15 protein-coding genes and 1 rRNA gene are annotated in these 20,402 nt (G+C 62.7%); all 16 read left to right on the top strand.

Annotated elements, in window-relative coordinates; genetic code table 11:
- Positions 1–6: 6 nt before the first annotated feature.
- The gene (gene argC, locus NE591_RS07840; RefSeq protein ID WP_157012661.1) at positions 7–1,065 is read left to right on the top strand and encodes an N-acetyl-gamma-glutamyl-phosphate reductase; all 1,059 of its coding nucleotides are present in this window, start codon (positions 7–9) and stop codon (positions 1,063–1,065) included.
- Positions 1,066–1,120: 55 nt separating this feature from the next.
- Positions 1,121–2,419, top strand: coding sequence for a bifunctional glutamate N-acetyltransferase/amino-acid acetyltransferase ArgJ (argJ, locus tag NE591_RS07845; protein ID WP_256156553.1), 1,299 nt, complete (start codon positions 1,121–1,123; stop codon positions 2,417–2,419).
- On the top strand, positions 2,416–3,363 hold the full coding sequence (gene argB, locus NE591_RS07850) for an acetylglutamate kinase (RefSeq protein WP_157012659.1): 948 nt from the start codon (positions 2,416–2,418) through the stop codon (positions 3,361–3,363). Before argJ ends, argB begins: the two co-directional genes overlap by 4 nt.
- 9 nt (positions 3,364–3,372) lie before the next feature.
- The gene (locus NE591_RS07855) at positions 3,373–4,608 is read left to right on the top strand and encodes an aminotransferase class III-fold pyridoxal phosphate-dependent enzyme (protein ID WP_022738949.1); all 1,236 of its coding nucleotides are present in this window, start codon (positions 3,373–3,375) and stop codon (positions 4,606–4,608) included.
- A 639-nt stretch (positions 4,609–5,247) separates the two neighbouring features.
- Complete coding sequence (locus tag NE591_RS07860; protein WP_227069725.1) at positions 5,248–6,630, top strand: argininosuccinate synthase; 1,383 nt, start codon at positions 5,248–5,250, stop codon at positions 6,628–6,630.
- Positions 6,631–6,714: 84 nt separating this feature from the next.
- Positions 6,715–8,100, top strand: coding sequence for an argininosuccinate lyase (gene argH / locus NE591_RS07865; protein ID WP_227069723.1), 1,386 nt, complete (start codon positions 6,715–6,717; stop codon positions 8,098–8,100).
- Positions 8,101–8,495: 395 nt separating this feature from the next.
- Entirely contained in the window at positions 8,496–9,311 is an 816-nt protein-coding gene (locus tag NE591_RS07870) for a hypothetical protein (protein ID WP_114538823.1), read from the top strand.
- A gap of 164 nt (positions 9,312–9,475) precedes the next feature.
- Positions 9,476–10,882 carry an ATP-binding protein gene (locus NE591_RS07875; protein WP_157012657.1) on the top strand — a complete coding sequence of 469 codons (1,407 nt, stop codon included), beginning with the start codon at positions 9,476–9,478 and terminating at the stop codon, positions 10,880–10,882.
- Between the two features lie 116 nt (positions 10,883–10,998).
- Positions 10,999–13,191: a transglycosylase domain-containing protein gene (locus tag NE591_RS07880; protein ID WP_147272666.1), complete on the top strand. Its 2,193-nt coding sequence runs from the start codon at positions 10,999–11,001 to the stop codon at positions 13,189–13,191.
- 159 nt (positions 13,192–13,350) lie between these two features.
- The gene (locus NE591_RS07885) at positions 13,351–13,860 is read left to right on the top strand and encodes a hypothetical protein (RefSeq protein ID WP_147270606.1); all 510 of its coding nucleotides are present in this window, start codon (positions 13,351–13,353) and stop codon (positions 13,858–13,860) included.
- A complete protein-coding gene (locus NE591_RS07890) occupies positions 13,850–16,459 on the top strand; it encodes a U32 family peptidase (RefSeq protein WP_227069722.1) in 2,610 nt (869 codons plus the stop codon). Before NE591_RS07885 ends, NE591_RS07890 begins: the two co-directional genes overlap by 11 nt.
- A 66-nt stretch (positions 16,460–16,525) precedes the next feature.
- Positions 16,526–17,737, top strand: a complete 1,212-nt coding sequence (gene tyrS / locus NE591_RS07895) for a tyrosine--tRNA ligase (protein ID WP_227069720.1) — start codon at positions 16,526–16,528, stop codon at positions 17,735–17,737.
- 165 nt (positions 17,738–17,902) lie between these two features.
- Complete coding sequence (locus NE591_RS07900) at positions 17,903–18,502, top strand: hypothetical protein (protein WP_227069718.1); 600 nt, start codon at positions 17,903–17,905, stop codon at positions 18,500–18,502.
- A 47-nt stretch (positions 18,503–18,549) separates the two neighbouring features.
- Positions 18,550–19,008, top strand: a complete 459-nt coding sequence (locus NE591_RS07905; protein WP_022738980.1) for an RNA polymerase sigma factor — start codon at positions 18,550–18,552, stop codon at positions 19,006–19,008.
- On the top strand, positions 19,005–19,802 hold the full coding sequence (locus NE591_RS07910; RefSeq protein WP_227069716.1) for a hypothetical protein: 798 nt from the start codon (positions 19,005–19,007) through the stop codon (positions 19,800–19,802). The genes NE591_RS07905 and NE591_RS07910 overlap by 4 nt, the downstream gene beginning before the upstream one ends.
- A gap of 476 nt (positions 19,803–20,278) precedes the next feature.
- Positions 20,279–20,402 (top strand): 16S ribosomal RNA (locus NE591_RS07915); the annotation flags it as partial.

Genomic DNA, 20,402 nt, shown 5'->3' on the forward strand with positions numbered 1-20,402 from the left:
GTTTCTATGGGCTATCGAGCGGGAGTTGTGGGAGCGGCCGGTTTCGCCGGCATCGAGCTGGTGCGCCTGCTGTCGCGCCACCCCGAGTTCGACTTGGCGGCGGCGACTTCCGACGCGCTGGCGGGAACGCCCATTGCGAAGGCCTATCCCGCCTTCACCGGGGTAACCGATCTCGCGTTCTCCACCCACGAGGATACTGATTTCTCTGCCTTCGACGTGGTGTTTTTGGCAGTGCCCCATAAGGCGGCCATGGGCATGGCGCCCAACCTTATCGCCGCCGGTGTCACGGTCGTCGATCTGTCGGCCGACTTCCGCCTGAAGGATCCTGCTATCTACGAGAAATGGTACGCGCCCCACACCGCCACCGACCTTTTGGCCCAGGCCGCCTTCGGACTGCCCGAGCTGACCGGCGATGAGTTGGCCGCCGCGGCCGAGCGCCGCGCTGCCGGCGAGGCCGTGCTCGTGGGCTGCGCCGGCTGCTACCCGACGGCCACTTCCCTTGCCGCTGCGCCCGCCATCCGTGCGGGCCTCGTGGACGCTGCTGCCCCCGTGGTGGCCGATGCCGTCTCGGGCGTGACCGGCGCGGGCAAGAAGGCCACGGAGCGCACCCATTACTGCTTCGCCAACGAGAACCTGGAGGCTTACGGCGTGGGCACCCATCGCCACACCCCCGAGATTGAGCAGATCCTGGGGCTCGAGGGCCGGCTCGTGTTCACGCCGCATCTGGCTCCGCTCAACCGCGGGTTGCTGTCCACGGTGACGTTGCCGCTGGCCCCGGGCGCCGCCCCTACCACCGAGGAGCTTGTGGAGTTGTATCGCGACTTCTATGCGGCAAGCCCGCTCGTGTCCGTCATGGACGCCGGCGTGCAGCCGCGCACGGCGTCGGTGGCGGGAACCTGTCGCGCCCAAGTGGGCGTGGCGGTGCACCCTGCCGGCATGATTGTGGCCACCGGTGCCATCGACAACCTGGGGAAGGGCGCGGCCGGTCAGGGCGTGCAGTGCGCCAACATCGTGTTCGGCCTGCCCGAGACTTGCGGTTTGGAAGAGATCGCCAACCCCGTATAGCAGTGGAAGGGGATGAGGGCCGCCTCGGCGCCGTCCCGTGGGAAAGAGAGGACCTATGACCGAGAACGACACTTTCGCTTTCGATCCCGAGGGCAACGCGGCCAGCGCGCTCGGCTTTTTCGCCGTGGGCGTACACGCGGGCTTTAGGGCCGATCCTGAGCGTCTCGACATGGCGCTCGTCGTGGCCGACGAGCCCTGTGCGGCGGCGGCCACCTTCACGACCAATGTGTTCTGCGCGGCGCCCGTGCGCGTGTCCCGCGAGCACCTGAACGAGGGGGGCGCGGGAGCTCCCGCCTACGGATGCGCGCGGGCGGTTGTCGTCAACTCCGGCATCGCGAACGCCGCCACGGGTGAGATCGGTTTGGAAAACGCCCGTAAGACCGCCGAGCTCGTCGGCGAGGCCGTGGGCTGTCCGGCCGACGAGGTGCTCGTGGCCTCCACGGGCGTTATCGGCCAGCACCTGCGCCTTGAGCCCTTCGCGGAGGGTGTGCCAGCAGCGCTTGCGGCCATGGCGAAAGTGGCCGACGATCTCGCCGGCCGCACATCCCAAGGCGCAACGGCGGCCCGCGCCATCATGACCACGGACACCTGTCCCAAACACGGCTCGGTCAGCTTCTCCGGCGACGGCATCGGATATCCGGGCGTCACCTTCACGGTGGGAGGCATGTGCAAGGGCGCCGGTATGATCATGCCGAATATGGCTACCATGATCGCCGTCATCACCACCGACGCGCCTCTCGCCGCGCCCGATCTGTCCCAGGCCCTCACGGCGGCGGTGAGCAAGAGCTTCAACAAGGTGACGGTGGACTCCGATACCTCCACCAACGACACCTGCTTCGCCCTGGCTTCCGGCGCTGCCGCGCCCGACGGCCCCGCTTTCACGCCCGGGACGCCGGCCTTCGATGCCTTCCAGCGCGCTCTCGATCAGCTTGCGACGACGCTCGCCCGCAAGATGGCCGCCGACGGCGAGGGGGCCACGCGCCTCATCACCGTTACCGTGCGCGGGGCCGTTACGGCTGACGACGCCGATGCGGCTGCCCGTACGGTGGCGAATTCGCCACTCGTGAAGACCGCCGTCTACGGGCACGATGCCAACTGGGGCCGTGTTGCCGCCGCCCTCGGACGGTCCGGTGCTCGTTTCAACCAGGAGGACGTGGATATCGATATACTGGGCCTGCCTGTGTGCCGTGCCGGCCTGGTGGTCGATTTCGACGAAGAAGAGGCCCTGCGTCGCTTCGAAGAACCCGAAGTGACCATCGAGGTGGATCTGCACGCGGGGGAGGAGTCGGCCACGATGTGGACCTGCGACTTCTCGCACGAGTACGTGACGATCAATGGAGATTACCGCTCATGAAATACGCTAACGAAGCTCGCGCTGAGGGCGTACCCGTACGCACCGGCGAGATCCTCTACGAGGCCATGCCATGGCTCAAGCAGGTGACGGGCAAGACCATCGTCATCAAGTACGGCGGCTCGGCCATGGAAAACCCCCAGCTGGCCGCCGAAGTCATGGCCGATATCGTGCTTTTGAAGATCTTGGGTGTGAACCCGGTGCTCGTCCACGGCGGCGGCAAGGCCATCAACCGCGCCTTCTCCAACTTCAACTTGCCCGTGGAATTCATCGACGGCCAGCGCGTCACCACCGACGACGCCATGGATCTCGTGCGCATGGTGCTCACCGGGGAAGTGAACCAGCATCTGGTGGAGGCCATGAACGCCCACGGCAACATGGGCGTGGGCGTCTCGGGAACCGACGCCGGCATCATCGTGGCCGAGCAGGCCCGACCGGAGTTGGGGCGCGTGGGCAAGATCACCCGCATCAACACCCAGCTCATCGAGGACTTGGTGGCCGACGATTACATCCCCATCATTGCCTCCATCGCCATCGGCGAGGACGGCGGTTGTTACAACGTGAACGCCGACGTGGCGGCCGGCTACATTGCTGCGGCTATCGGCGCCCACAAGATCATCTTCCTCACCGATGTGGACGGCCTCTACGAGAACTACCCCGACCCCGACTCCCTCATCGCCGAGATGACCCTCGGCGAGGCCGAGGCCATGGTGCGCGGCGACAAACTCTCCTCGGGCATGATCCCGAAGCTTTCCAGCTGCGTGCGCGCGCTGGATTCCGGCGTTAGCGCCGCCCATATCATCAACGGCACGGTGCCCCACGCGTTGCTGCTGGAGCTGCTCACCGACTCCGGCATGGGCACCATGGTGGGAGGCCTCGCCTCGGCCCAGTTCCTGAACGTCTCCCCTGTCAGCAAATTCGCCGCCAAGCTCATCGAAAACCGTTAGGAGCATCCCATGACTCTCGCCCGCGAAATGGCTTTGGAATCCGAATACGTGATGGGCACCTTCGCCCGCAAGCCCGTGGAATTCGTCGAAGGCCACGGCATGACGCTCATCGACGATGCCGGCAACGAGTACCTCGATTTCCTCTCCGGCATCGGTGTCTGCAGCCTCGGCCACTGCCACCCCTCCATCGTGCAGGCCGTGAGCGATCAGGCGGCCAAGCTCATCCACGTGAGCAACTACTACTACATCGAGCACCGCGGGGAAGTGGCCCAGCTGCTGTCGAACATGCTGAACGCCTACGTCGATGAGCCGAGCCCCGAGACGTGGAAGACCTTCTTCGCGAACTCCGGCGCCGAGGCCAACGAGTGCGCCATCAAGCTGGCGCGCCTGTACGCCCGTCGCCGCACGGAAGCCGCCGGCAAAGATGCCGAGCTGGCCCCGCGCCTCATCGTCACGCTGGCCAAGAGCTTTCACGGCCGCACCTTGGCGACGCTTGCGGCCACGGCCCAGCCGGCCAAGCAGGAGGCTTTCCAGCCGCTGCCGGCCGGGTTCACGGCCACGCCCATCAACGACGTGGAAGCGCTCGAGCGCCTGTTCGAGACCCAGGGCGACCGCATCTGCGCCGTCATGATCGAGTGCATCCAGGGCGAGAGCGGCGTACATCCCTGCACCGAGGAGTTCGTCGGCGCCATCCGCCGCCTCACCGAAGAGCACGGTGCGCTCATGATCTGCGACGAGGTGCAGAGTGGCATCTTCCGCACGGGGCTGCCCTACGGGTTCCAGAACTTCGGGGTGCTGCCCGACATCGTCACCATGGCCAAGGGCATCGCCTCTGGTGTGGTGGCCGGCGCCTGCGCGGCCAAAAGCTCCATCGCGGCGGCGTTCGCGCCGGGCGATCACGGCACCACCTTCGGCGGCTCGAACATCGCCATGGCCGCGGCCCACGTGACGCTCTCCACGCTGCTCGCCCCGGGCATGGGCGCGCAGATCGAGTCGGTCGGCGCCTACATGCGCGAGCGTTTGGCCCGGCTGCCCCACGTGCAGGAGGTGCGCGGCTTCGGCCTCATGAACGGCATCGATCTCACCCATGAGGCGCCGTCGGCGCCCGATGTGGTGGCCGCCGGCCTGGAAGCGGGCCTCGTCCTGAACGCCACGGGCCCCCACACGCTGCGCTTCTTGCCCCCGCTCATCTGCACGGAAGCCGACGTGGACGTGCTGGTGCAGAAACTGGAGCAGCTGCTGTAAGATGCCATCACATTGAGTCTTCATCGAGCGACCCTTGCACAAAAAGCTTGGGTCGCTCTTGCTTATAAGCGCACAATTTCCCAGGTAGAATCAGCAAATTTTTGTGCAACTGCACAGCACAGTGCACAATTAAATTGCGCCGTTTCCGCAAAAATTTTGAAATTCGGGGTTGACGACTCATAAATTAGGGCATAATGCCGTCAACCGCACAGCCGAGGGCTTACGGCGCAAGGCGCCAGGGCCCCATAACTCGGACGGCTGCGCGTACTTGAAAGGAATTGTCACGATGCAGGCAGCAGCTCTCATAGCTTCCAAGCACAGCGGAATCGCTGCTGCTGCCCCGTGCCCCCAGTTCCTCGCCACGGCTTACGTCGACCGACGCCGACGTACCTCTTCTCTGCGACGCCGACGCGCGTAGCAGATCTTTTCGCGCGCTCAGCGCACCGCCGTGCGGCCCCGCCCGGGTCCGCCAAAGGCCGTGGCCTCCCGAAGTTCCTCTTCGAAACCTCAAGCACCATCGCGCAGGAACCCTGCGCATCGTCCCAGACGCGACTTCACGCCACGCCTTTCCATCGCAAAGCGAGCCGGGCACCCCATAAGGAAACCCAAAAGCAGCTCCCGACACGAAAGGCAACTCCCATGACTACGACGAACTCATCCCTTCACGACGCCCCGCAGATCTCCGCCAAGCCGGCCCCCGGCGAGAAGGAACGGTGCGTGCTCGCCTACTCCGGCGGCCTCGACACCTCCGTGTGCATCAAATGGCTGCAAGAGGAATACGATCTCGACGTCATCGCCGTCGTGGGCGATCTCGGCCAGGAGCACGAGGGCCTCGAGGCCATCAAGGCCAAGGCGCTCGCCACCGGCGCCATCGGCTGCGCCGTCATCGACATGCGGGAGACCTTCGCCAACGAGTACCTCTCCTGCGCCATGGCCGCCAATGCCATGTACGAGAACAAGTACCCGCTCGTGAGCGCGCTGTCGCGGCCGCTCATCGCGAAGCATCTCGTGGCGGTGGCCCACCAGTTCGGCGCCAAGTACGTGGCCCATGGCTGCACGGGCAAGGGCAACGACCAGGTGCGCTTCGAATCTTCGGTGCTCATGCTGGATCCGGCGCTCACCATCATCGCGCCGGTGCGCAACTGGGATCTCGGCTGCCGGGCCGACGAGATCGAGTGGGCGGCGGCCCACGGCGTGCCAGTGAAGGCCACGACCGACAAGCCCTATTCCATCGACGACAATCTGTGGGGCCGGGCCATCGAGTGCGGCGTGCTGGAAGATCCCTGGTGCGAGCCGCCGGCGGACATTTGGACCATGACGTGCGATCCGGCCTGCGCGCCCGATGAGCCCACCTACGTGGAAATCGAGTTCGATCAGGGCGTTCCCTGCGCGCTTGACGGCACTCCGATGAGCTTCCTCGACATCATCTACGCCATGAACGATATCGCCGGCACCAACGGCTACGGCCGCATCGATATGGTGGAGAACCGGCTCGTGGGCGTGAAGAGCCGCGAGTGCTACGAGGTGCCGGGTGGCCTGGCCCTCATCCAGGCCCACAAGGCCCTGGAGGATCTGTGCCTGGAGCGGGGCGTGCTGCACCACAAACTCGCCATCGAGCAGACCTGGGCCGAGCAGGTGTACAACGGCCTGTGGTTCTCGCCGCTGAAGGAGGCCTTCGACGCCTTCCTCGCCCACACCCAGCAATGCGTGTCCGGCACGGTGAAGCTGAAGTTCTTCAAGGGTTCCTGCACCGTGGTGGGACGCAAGAGCACCTATTCGCTGTATGATTTCGGTCTGGCCACCTACGACGCCGACGACGCTTTCGACCACCAGGCCGCCAAGGGCTTCATCGACATCCACGGCCTGTCCTGCAAGGTGTGGGCGAAAAACCGGCTCGCCACGGGCGCGCGCATGCCTTCCTACGACGACGTGAACCTCGCGAACACTGCTTACGGCAAGATGAGCGCCGTGGTGGAGGAAGCCGAGGAGATTCTGGAAGGCGCCGACGCCGTCACGGCCTAGGGACGCTCAACGAGCGCGACAACGAGGGGAGCGGGCGGTCTTGAGGGCCGCCCGCCTGGCTTACCGATTTACCGAGGAGACACTATGGCACTGTGGTCTGGAAGATTCACCGAAGGCGCCGATGCCTTTACCCAGCGCTTCGGGGCGTCGCTGCCCGTGGATCAGCGACTCTACGCCGAGGACATCGCCGGCTCTATCGCCCATGCTAGCATGCTGGCCGCTCAGGGCATCATCGCGACCGCCGATGCCGAAGCCATTACAGAAGGGCTTCAGGACATTCTGGCCGACATCACCTCCGGCGCGCTCACGTTCGACGTGATGGAAAGCGAGGACATCCACATGGCCATCGAGGCGGAGTTGACCCGCCGCGTGGGGGATGCCGGGGCGCGGCTGCACACGGGCCGCTCGCGCAACGACCAGGTGGCCACGGACACGCGCCTGTACGCCAAGCGTCGCGCCGGCGAGCTCATGGCCGCCAACGTCGCCCTGCGCGAGGCGCTCATCGTCCAGGCCGAGGCGAACTTCGACGTCATCCTGCCGGGCTACACGCACCTGCAGCATGCCCAGCCGGTGCTGTTCTCGCACCATATGCTCGCCTACGTGCAGATGCTCGCGCGCGATTACGAGCGCCTCGCCGCCGCCCGCGACGCCGCCGACGCGTGCCCCTTGGGAGCCGCCGCGTTGGCCGGAACCACCTACCCGCTCGACCGCTTCGCCACCGCAGAGGCGCTCGGCTTCGACCATCCCATCCCGAACTCGCTCGATGCTGTGTCCGACCGCGACTTCTTGCTCGACCTCATCTACGCCTGTAGCGTGTCGTGCTTGCACCTGTCGCGTTTGTGCGAGGAGATCGTGCTGTGGTCGTCGGCGGAGTTCGGATTCATCACGCTGTCGGACGCCTACTCCACCGGCTCCTCTATCATGCCTCAGAAGAAGAACCCCGATTTCGCGGAGCTTATCCGCGGCAAGTCGGGCCGGGTCGTGGGCGATCTGGTGGCCCTCATGATGACGCTGAAGTCGTTGCCGCTCGCCTACAACAAGGATCTGCAGGAGGACAAGGAAGGCGCCATGGACGCCGCCGACACCCTGGAGGACTGCTACGTATGCGCCGCCGGCATGATCGCCACCATGACGGTGAACGCCGACGCCATGGCCGCCCAAGCGAAGAAGGGATATCTGGCCGCGACAGATGTGGCCGATTACCTGGCCAAGAAGGGCCTGCCATTCCGCCGGGCCCACGAGATCGTGGGGCATCTGGTGCTTCTGTGCGACCAGCGCGGCTGCGATTTGGAAGACCTCACGCTGGACGATTTCAAGGCGGAGAGCGATCTCTTCGAATCCGATATCGTGGAGTGCCTGAACCTGCCCGCCATCGTTGCCGCCCGCACCACCTTCGGCGGCACGGCCCCCGAAGCGGTGCGCGTGCAGCTGGCGGCCGCCAAGGCGCAACTCGTCGGTTTTGGAGCTTAGTTTATTGCCAAAGCGCGTTTAAGCGTAGTTTGGTAAATCGAGAATTCTGCTGTATCCCGCTGCGGCACAAGCGACTCCGCTTGCGCCGCAGCTTTCTCTATGCTGTCTTTCGATTTGGGCTTTGCTATAATCGAGCCACCACAACCGCAAGTGACATGCTTGCATACAACTTCAGAGCTGCGGTACAGCTGCATCGAAAACCAGGGCAGGAGAGCATCTGCCATTCAAGGTTTTCGTGCGGTTTGCCCGTTCTGAAGTCCTTGCGGTTGTGGTGACTGCGGTGGATGCTCTCCTCTTTCGCGCGTTCGCTCGCAGTGAGTCAAAGAGGATGTGGCTTACGTGTCGAGTTGGCCGTCATCTAGCTTTCGAGACGCAACGACGGAAAGGACGATCGCGTGTTTGGCAAAGATGATTCGAAGAAGGCCGTTGCAACAAGATTGGCTTTCGCTGTGGTTTTCGCTTTGGCCTTGCTGGGGTGTGCGGGCTGCGCTCAGGTGACAGGAGGTGCGTACGATTCTCCATCGACCCCGGAGTCTGCACAGACAGATGCGCAAAAATCTACTGAAAGTGCTCAAGACGCTGAGAGCGTTAGCGATGACGAGGGGGAAGAAAAATCTTCTGCTGCTGAGTTGCCGGCAGAAGAGGTCGAGGTTATTACCGGAGATAATGAGCTTGACGCTAAGCTGAGCGCGATTAAAAGCGAGACAGAAGCAGCCTCGTCCGATCTCGAAAGCAGGTTCAGCGAGATTAATACTGCGGTTGGTGACACTTACCAGGGGTATGCAGACAATTCGAGCCAAGTTCAAGATGCTTACGATTTTGCTTTGCAGCGTTCGGAAGCTCTGTATGAGTCAATCCTTGCTGGTATGACGGACTATTATGCTCTTGTCCGAGAAAAAGGGCTGGACGATTATAAGACTTGGTCAAGAGCCATGGAGGATGGCTATGGGGTGTGGGACGATGCCATGAAAGACTATTACGAGGCGTGGGACCGACTGCTCAAAGACTCGTACGAGCAGTATGATGGGGCCATCAACTCTGGTTATGAGACGGAGGAATACAAAGTTGTTTCAGATACATGGACTGACATGTATCGTGCTTACGATGACTCGTGGACCGATCAATATCGTGCCTATGACGACAACTGGAGCAAGTTGTATCGTCTGTATGACGACTCGTGGAGCGAAATGTACAGGGATTCCGTTGGCTAACGTTTGCCAGAGATTTGTCGTGGAGCCCGTTACCTCGTATGTCTGGTGAAAGCGCTCCGGCGAAAGAGACTTGTCTACGAACGAAGACGCGAATAGCTAGTTGCAAATAAGATACTCGTGATTATAATAATCGTGAGTATCTTATTTTGCTGTAAGGAGTGCCGTTGTTCGTCGGACGTGAAAACGAGTTGGAGACGCTTGAGCGGGCCTATGATGCTGATGTCTTCCAGATGGTGGTGGTGTATGGACGACGTCGTGTGGGCAAGACGACCCTGCTAACTCATTTCGCCCAGGACAAGCCGACGCTTTTCTTCACGGCTCAGCAGCAGACTGACGCGGATAACCTGGCTGATTTCAGTGTCGAGATTGCGCAGTTTTTCTCGCTGCCGCCGGGAACAAGGTTCGACGGTTGGGATGGTGCTCTGCAGTTTCTCGCGGAGCAGGCTCGGCGAGAACCGTTCCTTTTCGTATTCGACGAGTTTCCCTATGCTGCCGAGGCTAATCCGTCGCTGGTTTCGAAAATGCAAATCGCCATAGACCATCATTTCGCTCAAACGAAGGCGTGTCTTGCGCTATGCGGAAGTGATCAGGGATTCATGGAGAGCGAGGTGCTGGGCAAAAAGAGCCCCTTGCACGGCCGCCGCACGGCGCAGATTCGTGTGCGGCCCTTCGACTATTTAACGTCAGCGCGCATGGTTCCAACGGTAAGCGCAGAAGACGCTTTTCGGTACTACGCCTGCGTGGGCGGGGTGCCCTATTATCTGGCGCAGATTGATGAAAGTCGGCCGTTCCTCGACAACATCGCCGATCTGTTTTTTTCGACTGACGGATTGCTCTATGAAGAGCCTCTTATGCTGTTGCGACAGGAGTTGCGCGAACCGGCTGTGTACAACTCGATTCTTCGCGCCATAGGCTCGGGGGCAACGCGGCGCGGCGAGATTGCTGCTCGCGCGGGACTTGAGGCGACGGCGGTGTCGAAGTACTTGGCAACTCTAGAACGCCTTGACATCATCGAGCGCGTCGTCCCTTTTGGAGAGAACCCTCAAACTTCGCGCAAAGGACTCTACCGTTTCGCCGATGCCTGCTACGACTTTTGGTATACCTTTGTCATGCCGGCAGTTGGAGACATCGAGGGAGGTGCCGGTCGTATTGTCGCTGAGGGGCTTTCCGACGAAGTACTCGGAACCTACCTCGGTCATCGGTTTGAACGCGTGTGCTCCCAATGGCTTCTCGAAGAGTCCCTGGCGGGACGCCTTCCGATACGGGCCTCGTCATTCGGGCAATGGTGGGGAACCGATCCGGCGCTTCGCCAGCAGGATGACGTCGATGTCGTGGCCGCAGACCGCGCCAGCAAAACGGCCTTAATAGGGGAGTGCAAGTGGCGCAACTCGTTCGACGAGACGGAAGTGCTGGAGAAGCTGCACCACCGCGCCGATCTCGTCAAGGGCTACCGCATCGAATTCTTCTACTTGTTCTCGAAGAACCCTCTTTCGACGGCCACCTTGCGAAAGATGAAGGCGTCTGGCGACGAATTTTCGGTAACGCTGGATGACTTGTATCGGCATCGATAAGGGCAGAATGGGAAGCCCCTCGTCCTCTGTGCATTTCCTGGTGGCGGCTCCATCTTATGAACCCTCCATAACTCATTGGTAAAATGGCCAGACCTATAACTGATGGAGGTTAATTCGTGGGTTCTCGCGCAATGAAGGGCCGTAAGGGCACGAAAGTAAAGAATAAGAAGGTCATCGTTTTGTCGGTGCTGGGCGTGTTCGTCGCCTTTCTCGCGGCGGGCGTGTTCGGCGTGGTGACGCTGTGCAACTCCTGGCTGGAGGATCTGCCCGACTACCAGAACGCCGACGCTTACAACACGGCGCAGCCAACCATGGTTTACGCATCGGACGGCACGACGCTGCTCGCCGAGTTCCAGCTGGAGAATCGCGACCCGGTGGCTCTCGACCAGATTAGCGAGTACGTGCTGAAGGGCACCGTCGCCACCGAGGACGAGCGCTTCTACACCCACTCCGGCGTCGATTACCTCGGTGTGGCCCGCGCGCTCGTGAACAACCTCATGGGCGGCGAGCTGGAGGGCGCCTCCACCATCACTCAGCAGTTCGTGCGCAACACGATTCTTTCCGACGAGATGCGCGACATCTCCTTCAAGCGCAAGATCCGCGAGATGTACATTTCCCAGAAGCTGGAAGAGCAGTACTCCAAAGACGAGATCCTGCTCATGTACCTGAACACTATCAACTACGGTTCCGGTGCCTACGGTATCGAGGCCGCCGCCGAGCGCTACTTCTCCAAGGACGCGAAGGACCTCACGTTGAACGAGGCGGCCACGCTCGTGGGCATTCCCCAGTCGCCCACCTACAATAACCCCATCGATTATCCGGACAACTGCCTGAAGCGCCGCAACACCGTGCTCGACCGCATGGTGTCCAACGGGGTTATCACGGCGGAGGAGGCCGACGCGGTGAAGGCCGAGCCCATCGAGCTGAACCCCTCCGAGCCCTCCATGACGGGCATTCTGGCCTACCCCTACTTCACGAGCTACGTGCGCAACCAGCTGACCAACCCCGAGGGCAAGTACGCCTATTCCACCTCCGAGCTGTTCAAGGGCGGGTTGAAGGTGATCACGACGCTGGATATCGAGGCCCAGACCGCCGCCGAAGAGGCTGCGGCCGAAAAGGAAGAGGAGGCCGGCGATCCCTTCGAGGTGGCCATGGCCGTTGTGAACCCCGAGAACGGCTACATCGACGCGCTGGTGGGCGGTCGCGATTACGAGAGCTCCCAGGTGAACATGGCCACGGGCGAGGGCGGCGCGGGCCGTCAGGCCGGATCGTCGTTCAAGCTGTTCACGCTTTTGGCGGCTATCAACGAGGGCATCGACCCGGAAACGCTCATCGATGCTGGCTACAAGGTTGATTTGGAGGGCGGCGAGCCTGTCTACAACAACGATAAGGCCGATTACGGCACGCGCACCATCAAGAGCGCTTTCGGCGTGTCGTCGAACACGGCGTTTATTCGCTTGCTTCTCTCCGTGGGCGTCGATAAGGTGATCGAGATGGCCCACGCCATGGGTATCACCTCCGATTTGCCGGCGGTGGCGGGCCTTACCCTGGGCATCGGTTCGGTCACGCCGCTCGAAATGGCTGACGCCTATGCCACGGTGGCCAACGGCGGCGTCCACTACGATCCGGAGTGCATCATCTCCATCGAGGACAAGAACGGCAACGTTATCGTGGACAACACCGACCCCACGGGCGAGCGGGTGTTCTCTCGCGAAGTGGCTCGGGCGGCGCTCGACTGCATGGAAGTGGTCATCGACAACGGCACTGGCAAGGCGGCTCGTCCCGATAACGGCCAGGAGGCCGGAGGCAAGACCGGTACCACCGACGACAAGAAGGACAGCTGGTTCTGCGGTGTGACCCCGCAGTACGCCGTGGCCATCTGGCTGGGTGACCGCTCCGACTATTCCGAGGCCCAGGCGACGACTACGACGGCGGCCAGCGTCTTCGGCGATTTCATCGACAAGATGATCTCCCCGACGCAGACGGTGAAGTTCTTCGAGGCAGATAAGCCCGAGTACAAGAAGGATTACCGCGACGAGGACAACCATATCGGCGGCTACTACTCTTCCAAGAAAAAGAAAGACGACACCGAGGTGACCACGAAGCAGGATGATGAGGAGACGCCCGAGGGCGACGGCGACGAGAACGGCGGCAACGAAGGCGGAGAGGGCAACGAGGGCGGCGGCAACGCCGAGCCGACACCGACACCGACGCCGGAGCCTACCCCGGAGCCCGAGCCAACGCCGGAGCCGACGCCGGAGCCGACGCCCGACCCAGCCCCGGACGACGGTGGCGGCGAGGGTGCCTAAAGCAGCGTAGCCGCGACATAATTGTTGCGATACCGTGACGGCGGTACGGGCCCGGGGGTGCGGACTGCTATCATAGCGAATGAGAAACCAAAGCCTCGCTCGACGAGGCTGCCCTGAGCAAGCAACCGGTGCCTCAAGGTACCGAAGACGGGAGAAATCATGAGGAAACGTACCATCGCGCGGGTTTTGGCTGTGGCCCTTGGCGCGGCTTTGGCCCTCGGCGCTCTTGCCGGTTGCCAGTCGCCGGCCACTGGAGCCACCGACCAGCAGCAGGCCAATCGCACCTACATGACCAAGGTCAACCAGGCGGTGGAGGAGCTGAACACGCGCCTCGGCGAATTCGACGAGGCGGTGGCTCAGGAGAGCGTCGTCAATATGCGCAACAAGGCCAACAGCGCCTTCGAGGCCATTGACGCTCTGGCGGCCATCGATACGCCGGACGCCATGAAAGACCTGCAGACGAACTACGTCGACGGCTGCAACAAGCTGAAGGATGCCCTGAACAGCTACATCGATTTGTACACGGAGATCAGCAGCGCAACCGAGGAGGCGCCCTTCGACTTCAGCGCCTACGACGGGCGCGTGAAGGAAATCCAAGACGCCTACAACGAGGGCATCGACAAACTGAAGGCCGCCGACGAAGAGGCTTTGAAGCTGAATGAAGACTAATCAAGTAGAACTGCTGGCGCCGGCCGGCAATATGGCGGCGCTGCATGCGGCGGTGGCTGGCGGGGCCGATGCGGTGTATCTGGGGCTTGAGACCTTCAATGCGCGGCGCGGGGCCGACAACTTCACCCTGGAGACGCTGCGGGAGGCCTGCGACTTCGCGCATCTGCGCGGGGCTTCCATCTACGTCACCATGAACACCGTCATTTTGCCCGATGAGGTGGGGGAGGCCTTGGAATGCGTGCGCCAGGCTTATCGCGCCGGTGCCGACGGCTTCATTGTACAGGACATCGGTCTGGCTGCGGAGATCTCCCGCACGCTCCCCGAAGCGTCGCTGCACCTTTCCACGCAAATGAACACCCACAACCTCGCCGGCGTGCGTGCAGCGGCCCGCTTAGGGGCCGAGCGCATTACGCTCGCCCGTGAGGTGTCGCTGGACGAGATCTCCCTTCTGTGCGCGGCAGCGGCCGAAGAGGGGATGGAAGTGGAGGTGTTCGCCCACGGCGCGTTGTGCGTGTGCTACTCGGGCCAGTGCTTCATGTCCTCCATGATCGGCGGCCGCTCGGCCAACCGGGGGATGTGCGCCCAAGCGTGTCGGCTTCCCTACGAGCTGCAGAACAAGGCTCTGCAGAAGAGCCTTCCCTCGCCGGGCGATCACTTGCTTTCGCCTCGGGATCTGTGCACGGTGGATCGCGTGGACGACCTCGTGGCCGCCGGCGTGGCGTCGCTTAAAATCGAGGGCCGCATGAAGTCGCCCGAGTACGTCTTTGCCGTGACCTCCGTCTATCGTAAAGCTCTCGATGCTGCTTTGGCGAAGGAGAACGCGGCTATCACCGATGCCGATCGCGACCGCCTCACCGATGCCTTCTCCCGCGGTTTCACCACGGCCTATCTGGACGGCAAGCGCGGCAACGATATCATGAGTTACCAGCGTCCCAACAACCGCGGCCTGTTCCTCGGCCGCGTCGACGAGGTGCGCGATGGCGCTGCCTATTTGAAGAGCGCCCATGCTCTGACAGAAGGCGACGTCCTGGAGTTCTGGACGCGCAAGGGCAACGGCACGCTGACGCTGGGGCCGGTGCGCACCGACAAGAAGGGCCGCTACCATTTGCCGCTGGAAGGCAAAACGCGCACGGTGAAGGCCGGCGACCGCGTTTTCCGCGTCCGCAGTGCCGAGGCCGCCTTCGAAGACGACGCCCGTGAGCCCCGCGTGCCCCTCGTCGGCACCGCCACCCTCCACATCGGCGAGCCACTTCGCATGGAATTCCGCCCCGCAACCATCGCTGACCTGCGTGATGCCGGCTTCGCCCCGGAAGACCTAACGGTTGACCCCGCAGGGGGCGACCTTGGTCGCCCCTCCTCAAGCGCGATCGATTTTCGTTCCGAGGATCTCTCCGGCGCTGCCCGCACCACTCTCGCCGTTGCCCGTCGCCTGCAAGCGGCCTTCCCCGATGGGGTTTCCGGTGGCGCCGACGGCGCGCCCGTAGAGGCGGCTCGCACCCGGGCCGTCTCCTTCGACGACGTCGCCGCCCACATCGATCGCTTGGGCAACATGCCTTACCAGCTGGTGAACCTCACCATCGACATGGACGACGGCGTCGGTATCGGCTTCTCGGCTCTGCACGGCGTGCGCGCGGCGGCTCTGGACGCCCTCACCGAGGCGCTTACCGCCGAGGGCCACGGCCGCACGCTGCCCCGCACCACCCCGCGCGAGCCGCTGCCTGCGGCGCACCCCGCCGGCTGCCGCGTGGCCGTCACCGTCACGAACCCCGCTTGCGCCCGCGCCGCCAAGCGCGCCGGCGCGCACCTCATCTACGTGCCGGCCCTGAACTACCGGCGCGGCGAGGCGGTTATCGCCGGCCAGAAGAACGCCGCCGCCGAGCAGGCCGGCTACCCCAAGGGCTGCATTCCCGTCATGCCCGTGGCCGATCACGAGGCCGTCGGCGGCGCGCGCGAAGCGGTTGTCGATGCCGACGTGTGGAAGTATGCTGCCGAGGGCAAGCCGCTTTTGGCCGAGAGCCTCGGCGCTATGGAGCGGGCTTCCGAAGAGGGGGTGCTGCTCGACGTTGGCCCCCACGTGCCCATCACCAACGGGCTCTCCCTGGCCGTCGCCAGCGAGTTCGGCGCCAATCGCGTGTGGCTCTCGCCGGAGCTCACCCTGCGCCAAATTGAAGCGGTAGCCAAAGATGCCCCGGTGGAACTGGGCGTGCTGCTCATCGGCGCCCAGGAGCTCATGGTCACCGAGCACTGCATGCTCATGAGCCAGGGCCCGTGCGACGAGAACTGCGCCGAATGCCCGCGTCGCAAGAGCCCCCATGTGCTGAAGGATCGCAAGGGCTACGAGTTCCCGGTCGTCACCGACGCCATGGGCCGCAGCCACCTCTACAACGCGGTGGAACTGGATATCGCCTCGTCGATGCCCGAGTTGCTCGCGGCCGGCATCTCCTCCTATATGGTGGACGCCACCCTCATGAACGCCGAGGAGACGGCCCACGCCGTGGGGCGCGCCATTCGCGCCCTGCACGTGGCCCAAAACGACGGCAACGCCATCGCGAAGATGCCCAACACCACCTCCGGCCACCTCTACCGCGGCGTCTCGTAGCGGCTGTGCTAGAATTTCCAGCACTTGTATAAAGGTATCGCGATATTAAAGAAAAGCGGAGGCATCATGCTTACTCCTGAGGAACAACTGCACATTATCAAATCCGGTACGGCGCAGATCGTGCCCGAATCGGCGCTTTTGGAGAAGCTCAAGCGCGGCGTGCCGCTGAACGTGAAGCTTGGGGTCGATCCGACGGCCCCCGATATCCATCTGGGTCACGCAGTGCCCCTGCGCAAGCTGCGCCAGTTCCAGGATCTGGGGCATCAAGTGACCCTCATCATCGGCGACGGCACCGCGCTCATCGGCGATCCGTCCGGCCGCAACTCCACGCGCCCGCAGCTTTCCCGCGAGCAGATCCAGGAGAATGCCCAAACCTACGTCGACCAGGCCTTCAAGGTGCTCGACCCGGAGAAGACCGTCCTGCGCTACAACTCCGAGTGGATCCTCGATTTGGATATGGAGCAGCTCCTGAAGCTGCTGGCGAATTTCACCGTGGCACGCATCTTGGAACGCGACGACTTCCACAACCGCTACACGTCCGGGCAATCCATCAGCCTGCACGAGTTCCTCTATCCGGTCATGCAGGCCTACGACTCCGTGGTCATCAAGGCCGACGTGGAGCTCGGCGGCACCGACCAGCTGTTCAACCTGCTCGCCGGCCGCGAGCTCATGGAAAAAATGGGCATGGAGCCCCAGGTCTGCCTCACGCTGCCTTTGCTCGAGGGCACCGACGGCGTGAAGAAGATGTCGAAGAGCTACGGCAACTACATCGGGCTGACTGACGAGCCGTCCAATATGTTTGGGAAGGTCATGTCCATTCCTGACGAGCTCATGGTGAAGTACTACCGCCTCGCCTCCACCGAAGCCGTGGACGAAATCGACCGCATCGAGGCCGGCCTTGCCGCCGATGAGCTGCACCCCAACAAGGTGAAGCGCGCGCTCGCCCGCAACATCGTGACCGCCTACTACGACGACGTGGCCGCCGGGGCCGCCGAGGCCGACTTCGATCTCAAGTTCAAGGAGCACGGCTTCCCGACCGACGCCCCCGTCTTCGCGCCCGATCTGACGCCGGATGAGAACGGCCTGGTGTACGTGGCGAAGATCCTCGTGGACGCCGGGGTGGCCGGCACCGCTTCCGAAGCGCGCCGTCTCATCGACGGCGGCGGTGTGAAGGTCAACGGCGAGGCGCTGGCGCCTAAAGCCTACAACGTGGCTCCCGAAGTTCTCGCTGGCGCCGAGGTGCAGGTGGGGAAGAAGAAGTTCGTGCGCTTCGAGTAGACTTTAAAGAGCAACGAAGATTTGCCGAAGTTTGCCAGCCGAGAGCCAGCGGCGTTTTCCGCTTAGAGGAGTTTTTTCCAGAAACGAAAAAAAGCTGCAAGGATTCGCGTGGCTGAATCGTGTTACTTGCAGAGACGGAAGAAAACTCAAGGAGGAACCTGAATTATGAAGAAGTCTACCTTCGTTGTTGTCGTGGTGCTCGCGTTGGCGCTTTGCGTGCCGGCGGTGGCTTTCGCTGCTCTTTCCCCGTCGCCTGTGGCGATCGGCTCCCGTTCGGCTGCGGCGACGTGTCCGAATTACGCCGACCGCAATGCCAACGGTGCGTGCGACCGGCATGAGAATGGTGCGTGCCCCGGCTACACTGATGCCGACGGCGATGGCGTCTGCGACAACTATGCCGCACCGCGATCTAACGGCAAGGCTGCGCCCGACAATGGCGACGCTTCCGCATCCGATGACGCTGCCGCCCCTGAGGCTCCGGCCCAGGAAGCACCGGCGCCCAAGGCCGCTCCACGCGGTGATGGCCGCGGCTACACTGATGCCGACGGCGATGGCGTCTGCGACAACTACCAAGACGGCGCGTGCTCTGGGTATGTGGATGCCGACGGCGACGGCATATGCGACAACTGCGCCGGTGCTGGAGCGGACTGCCCGGGCTACGTGGATGCCGACGGTGATGGCGTCTGCGACAACTACGGCAGCGGGAACGGCCATGGTCATGGCCATGGCCGTCACCATGGCGGCGGTCACGGCTGCGCTCGCTAAACAAACCCTGCGAGTGCGTGAGATCTGCCCCTGACATAGAAGAGACTATGGCGCGTCATGGCGATACCGTGTGGCGCGTTTGCCTTACGGCGCTTTGTCGCCATGCGGATGCCGAGGACGCGTTCCAGAATTCATTTCTGAAATACGCACTCGCAGATGATGTTCAGTTTCGCGAAGAGGAACATCGCAAGGCGTGGTTGATTCGCGTTGCTTCGAACACGTGCCGCGATATGCGGCGGGCGGCTGCGAGTAAGAATGTGCCGCTTGATGAGACCTCATTCGAATCGCTCGCGTCCCGCGATGAGGAGGCTCAGCCCGATTCGCGTGTGAAAGAAGTGCTCGATGCCATGAGCGACCTCGATGACCCTCCCCGCACTCCCGTGTATCTTGCCCTGTACGAGGGCTACACGGCTCCGGAGATCGCCTCGATGCTCGACGTCCCCGTGAATACCGTGTATTCCTGGATTGCCCGCGGCAAAAAGACGCTGAAGGAGGCCCTCTCATGACCGATCTTGAGCAGCGTATCCGTGAGGCCTACGATGCCCAGCATGCTTCCGATGAGCTCCGCGGACGTACGCTGGCCTTTCTCGAGGAAGAGCGGAAGAGACAGCCGGATGCTTCCTTTGTTGAGGTGCATCGCGCTCCCCTGCGGCGTCGCCCGCGAGCGCGCGTCGTCACTGCTTGGGCCGCATGCCTTTTGCTCGCGCTTGCCCTCATCGGCGTCTATGGCGTGTATCGCGCGCCGTCTGCTTTCGTGGACATTGAGGTGAACCCCTCTCTTGAGCTTACGGTTAATATGTTCGGTATTGTGATTGAAGCCGAAGCGCTCAATGATGACGGTGCTGTCGTGCTCGGTGCTGTTGATATGCTGAATCGCCCTTACGGCGACGTCATCAGCGCGCTGCTGTCGAGTGACACATTTGGCTCTTATGCTGAAAACGATGCGTTTATTGACGTCAACGTGGTTTCTGAGAACAATCGCCTGGGGGAGAGCCTTGTTGCTCAAAGCGATGAGGCGCTGTCCTCTGCATCCTGCGAACATGCTTGCCGTCGTGCCGACAGCGCCACTCGCGATGCGGCAGCTGCGGCAGGTTTAGGCGTTGGTCGCTATCAGGCTGCCCAAGAGCTGATGAGCCTCGATCCCTCATACACGCTCGAGGAGTGTGCTTCTATGACTATGCGCCAGCTGCGTGATCGTATCGACGCGTGCCACAGCGGCCAAGAGGGCGATTCCTGCGAGGGTCACGGACATGGCCAAGGGGTCGGTAAGGGATATGGCCACGGCCGCCATGGCAATTAAACGAGGTGACGCATAACCTATTGCGACGGAGTTTCGGCCGTCTCCGGGGCCATTCGTGCGGATGAAAGATTTTTCAAAAAACCCCTTGCGCGAAATCCGGGGAGCTGTATCATATGCGGGCTGCCTTTTCCGGAAGTGCGGAAGGCGGCGCCCCCGGCGGTCCGGGGGCCGCGTCGGGCGGGAGAGCGAAGTTGTCGAGATTTCGTGAACCGCTTGACGGGGGATGCGAGTCCCTGTAAAGTATTTCCTTGCGACGCTCGCGAGGGCGGCGGGGCGGGAAGCCTCCCGCGGAACCTTGACAACCGGATACTGAGGATGGAATTCGAGAGACGGACAATACGTCTTCTCGGATGTCAGACGGACATTCGAGAGAGCAAGCTTAACTTTTTCCCTGTCAGGGGCCGAGGGGCCCCGACGGAGAGTTTTCAAACAGAATCGAGACTCACATCGATCCTACGGCGCCCCCGGGCGCCGTTCGAACGGAGAGTTTGATCCTGGCTCAGGATGAACGCTGGCGGCGTGCTTAACACATGCAAGTCGAACGATTAAGACGGCTTCGGCCGTGTATAGAGTGGCGAACGGGTGAGTAACACGTGACCA

The sequence above is a fragment of the Adlercreutzia sp. DFI.6.23 genome (genome assembly GCF_024462535.1).
In the GTDB taxonomy this organism is placed as follows: Bacteria; Actinomycetota; Coriobacteriia; order Coriobacteriales; family Eggerthellaceae; genus Adlercreutzia; species Adlercreutzia rubneri.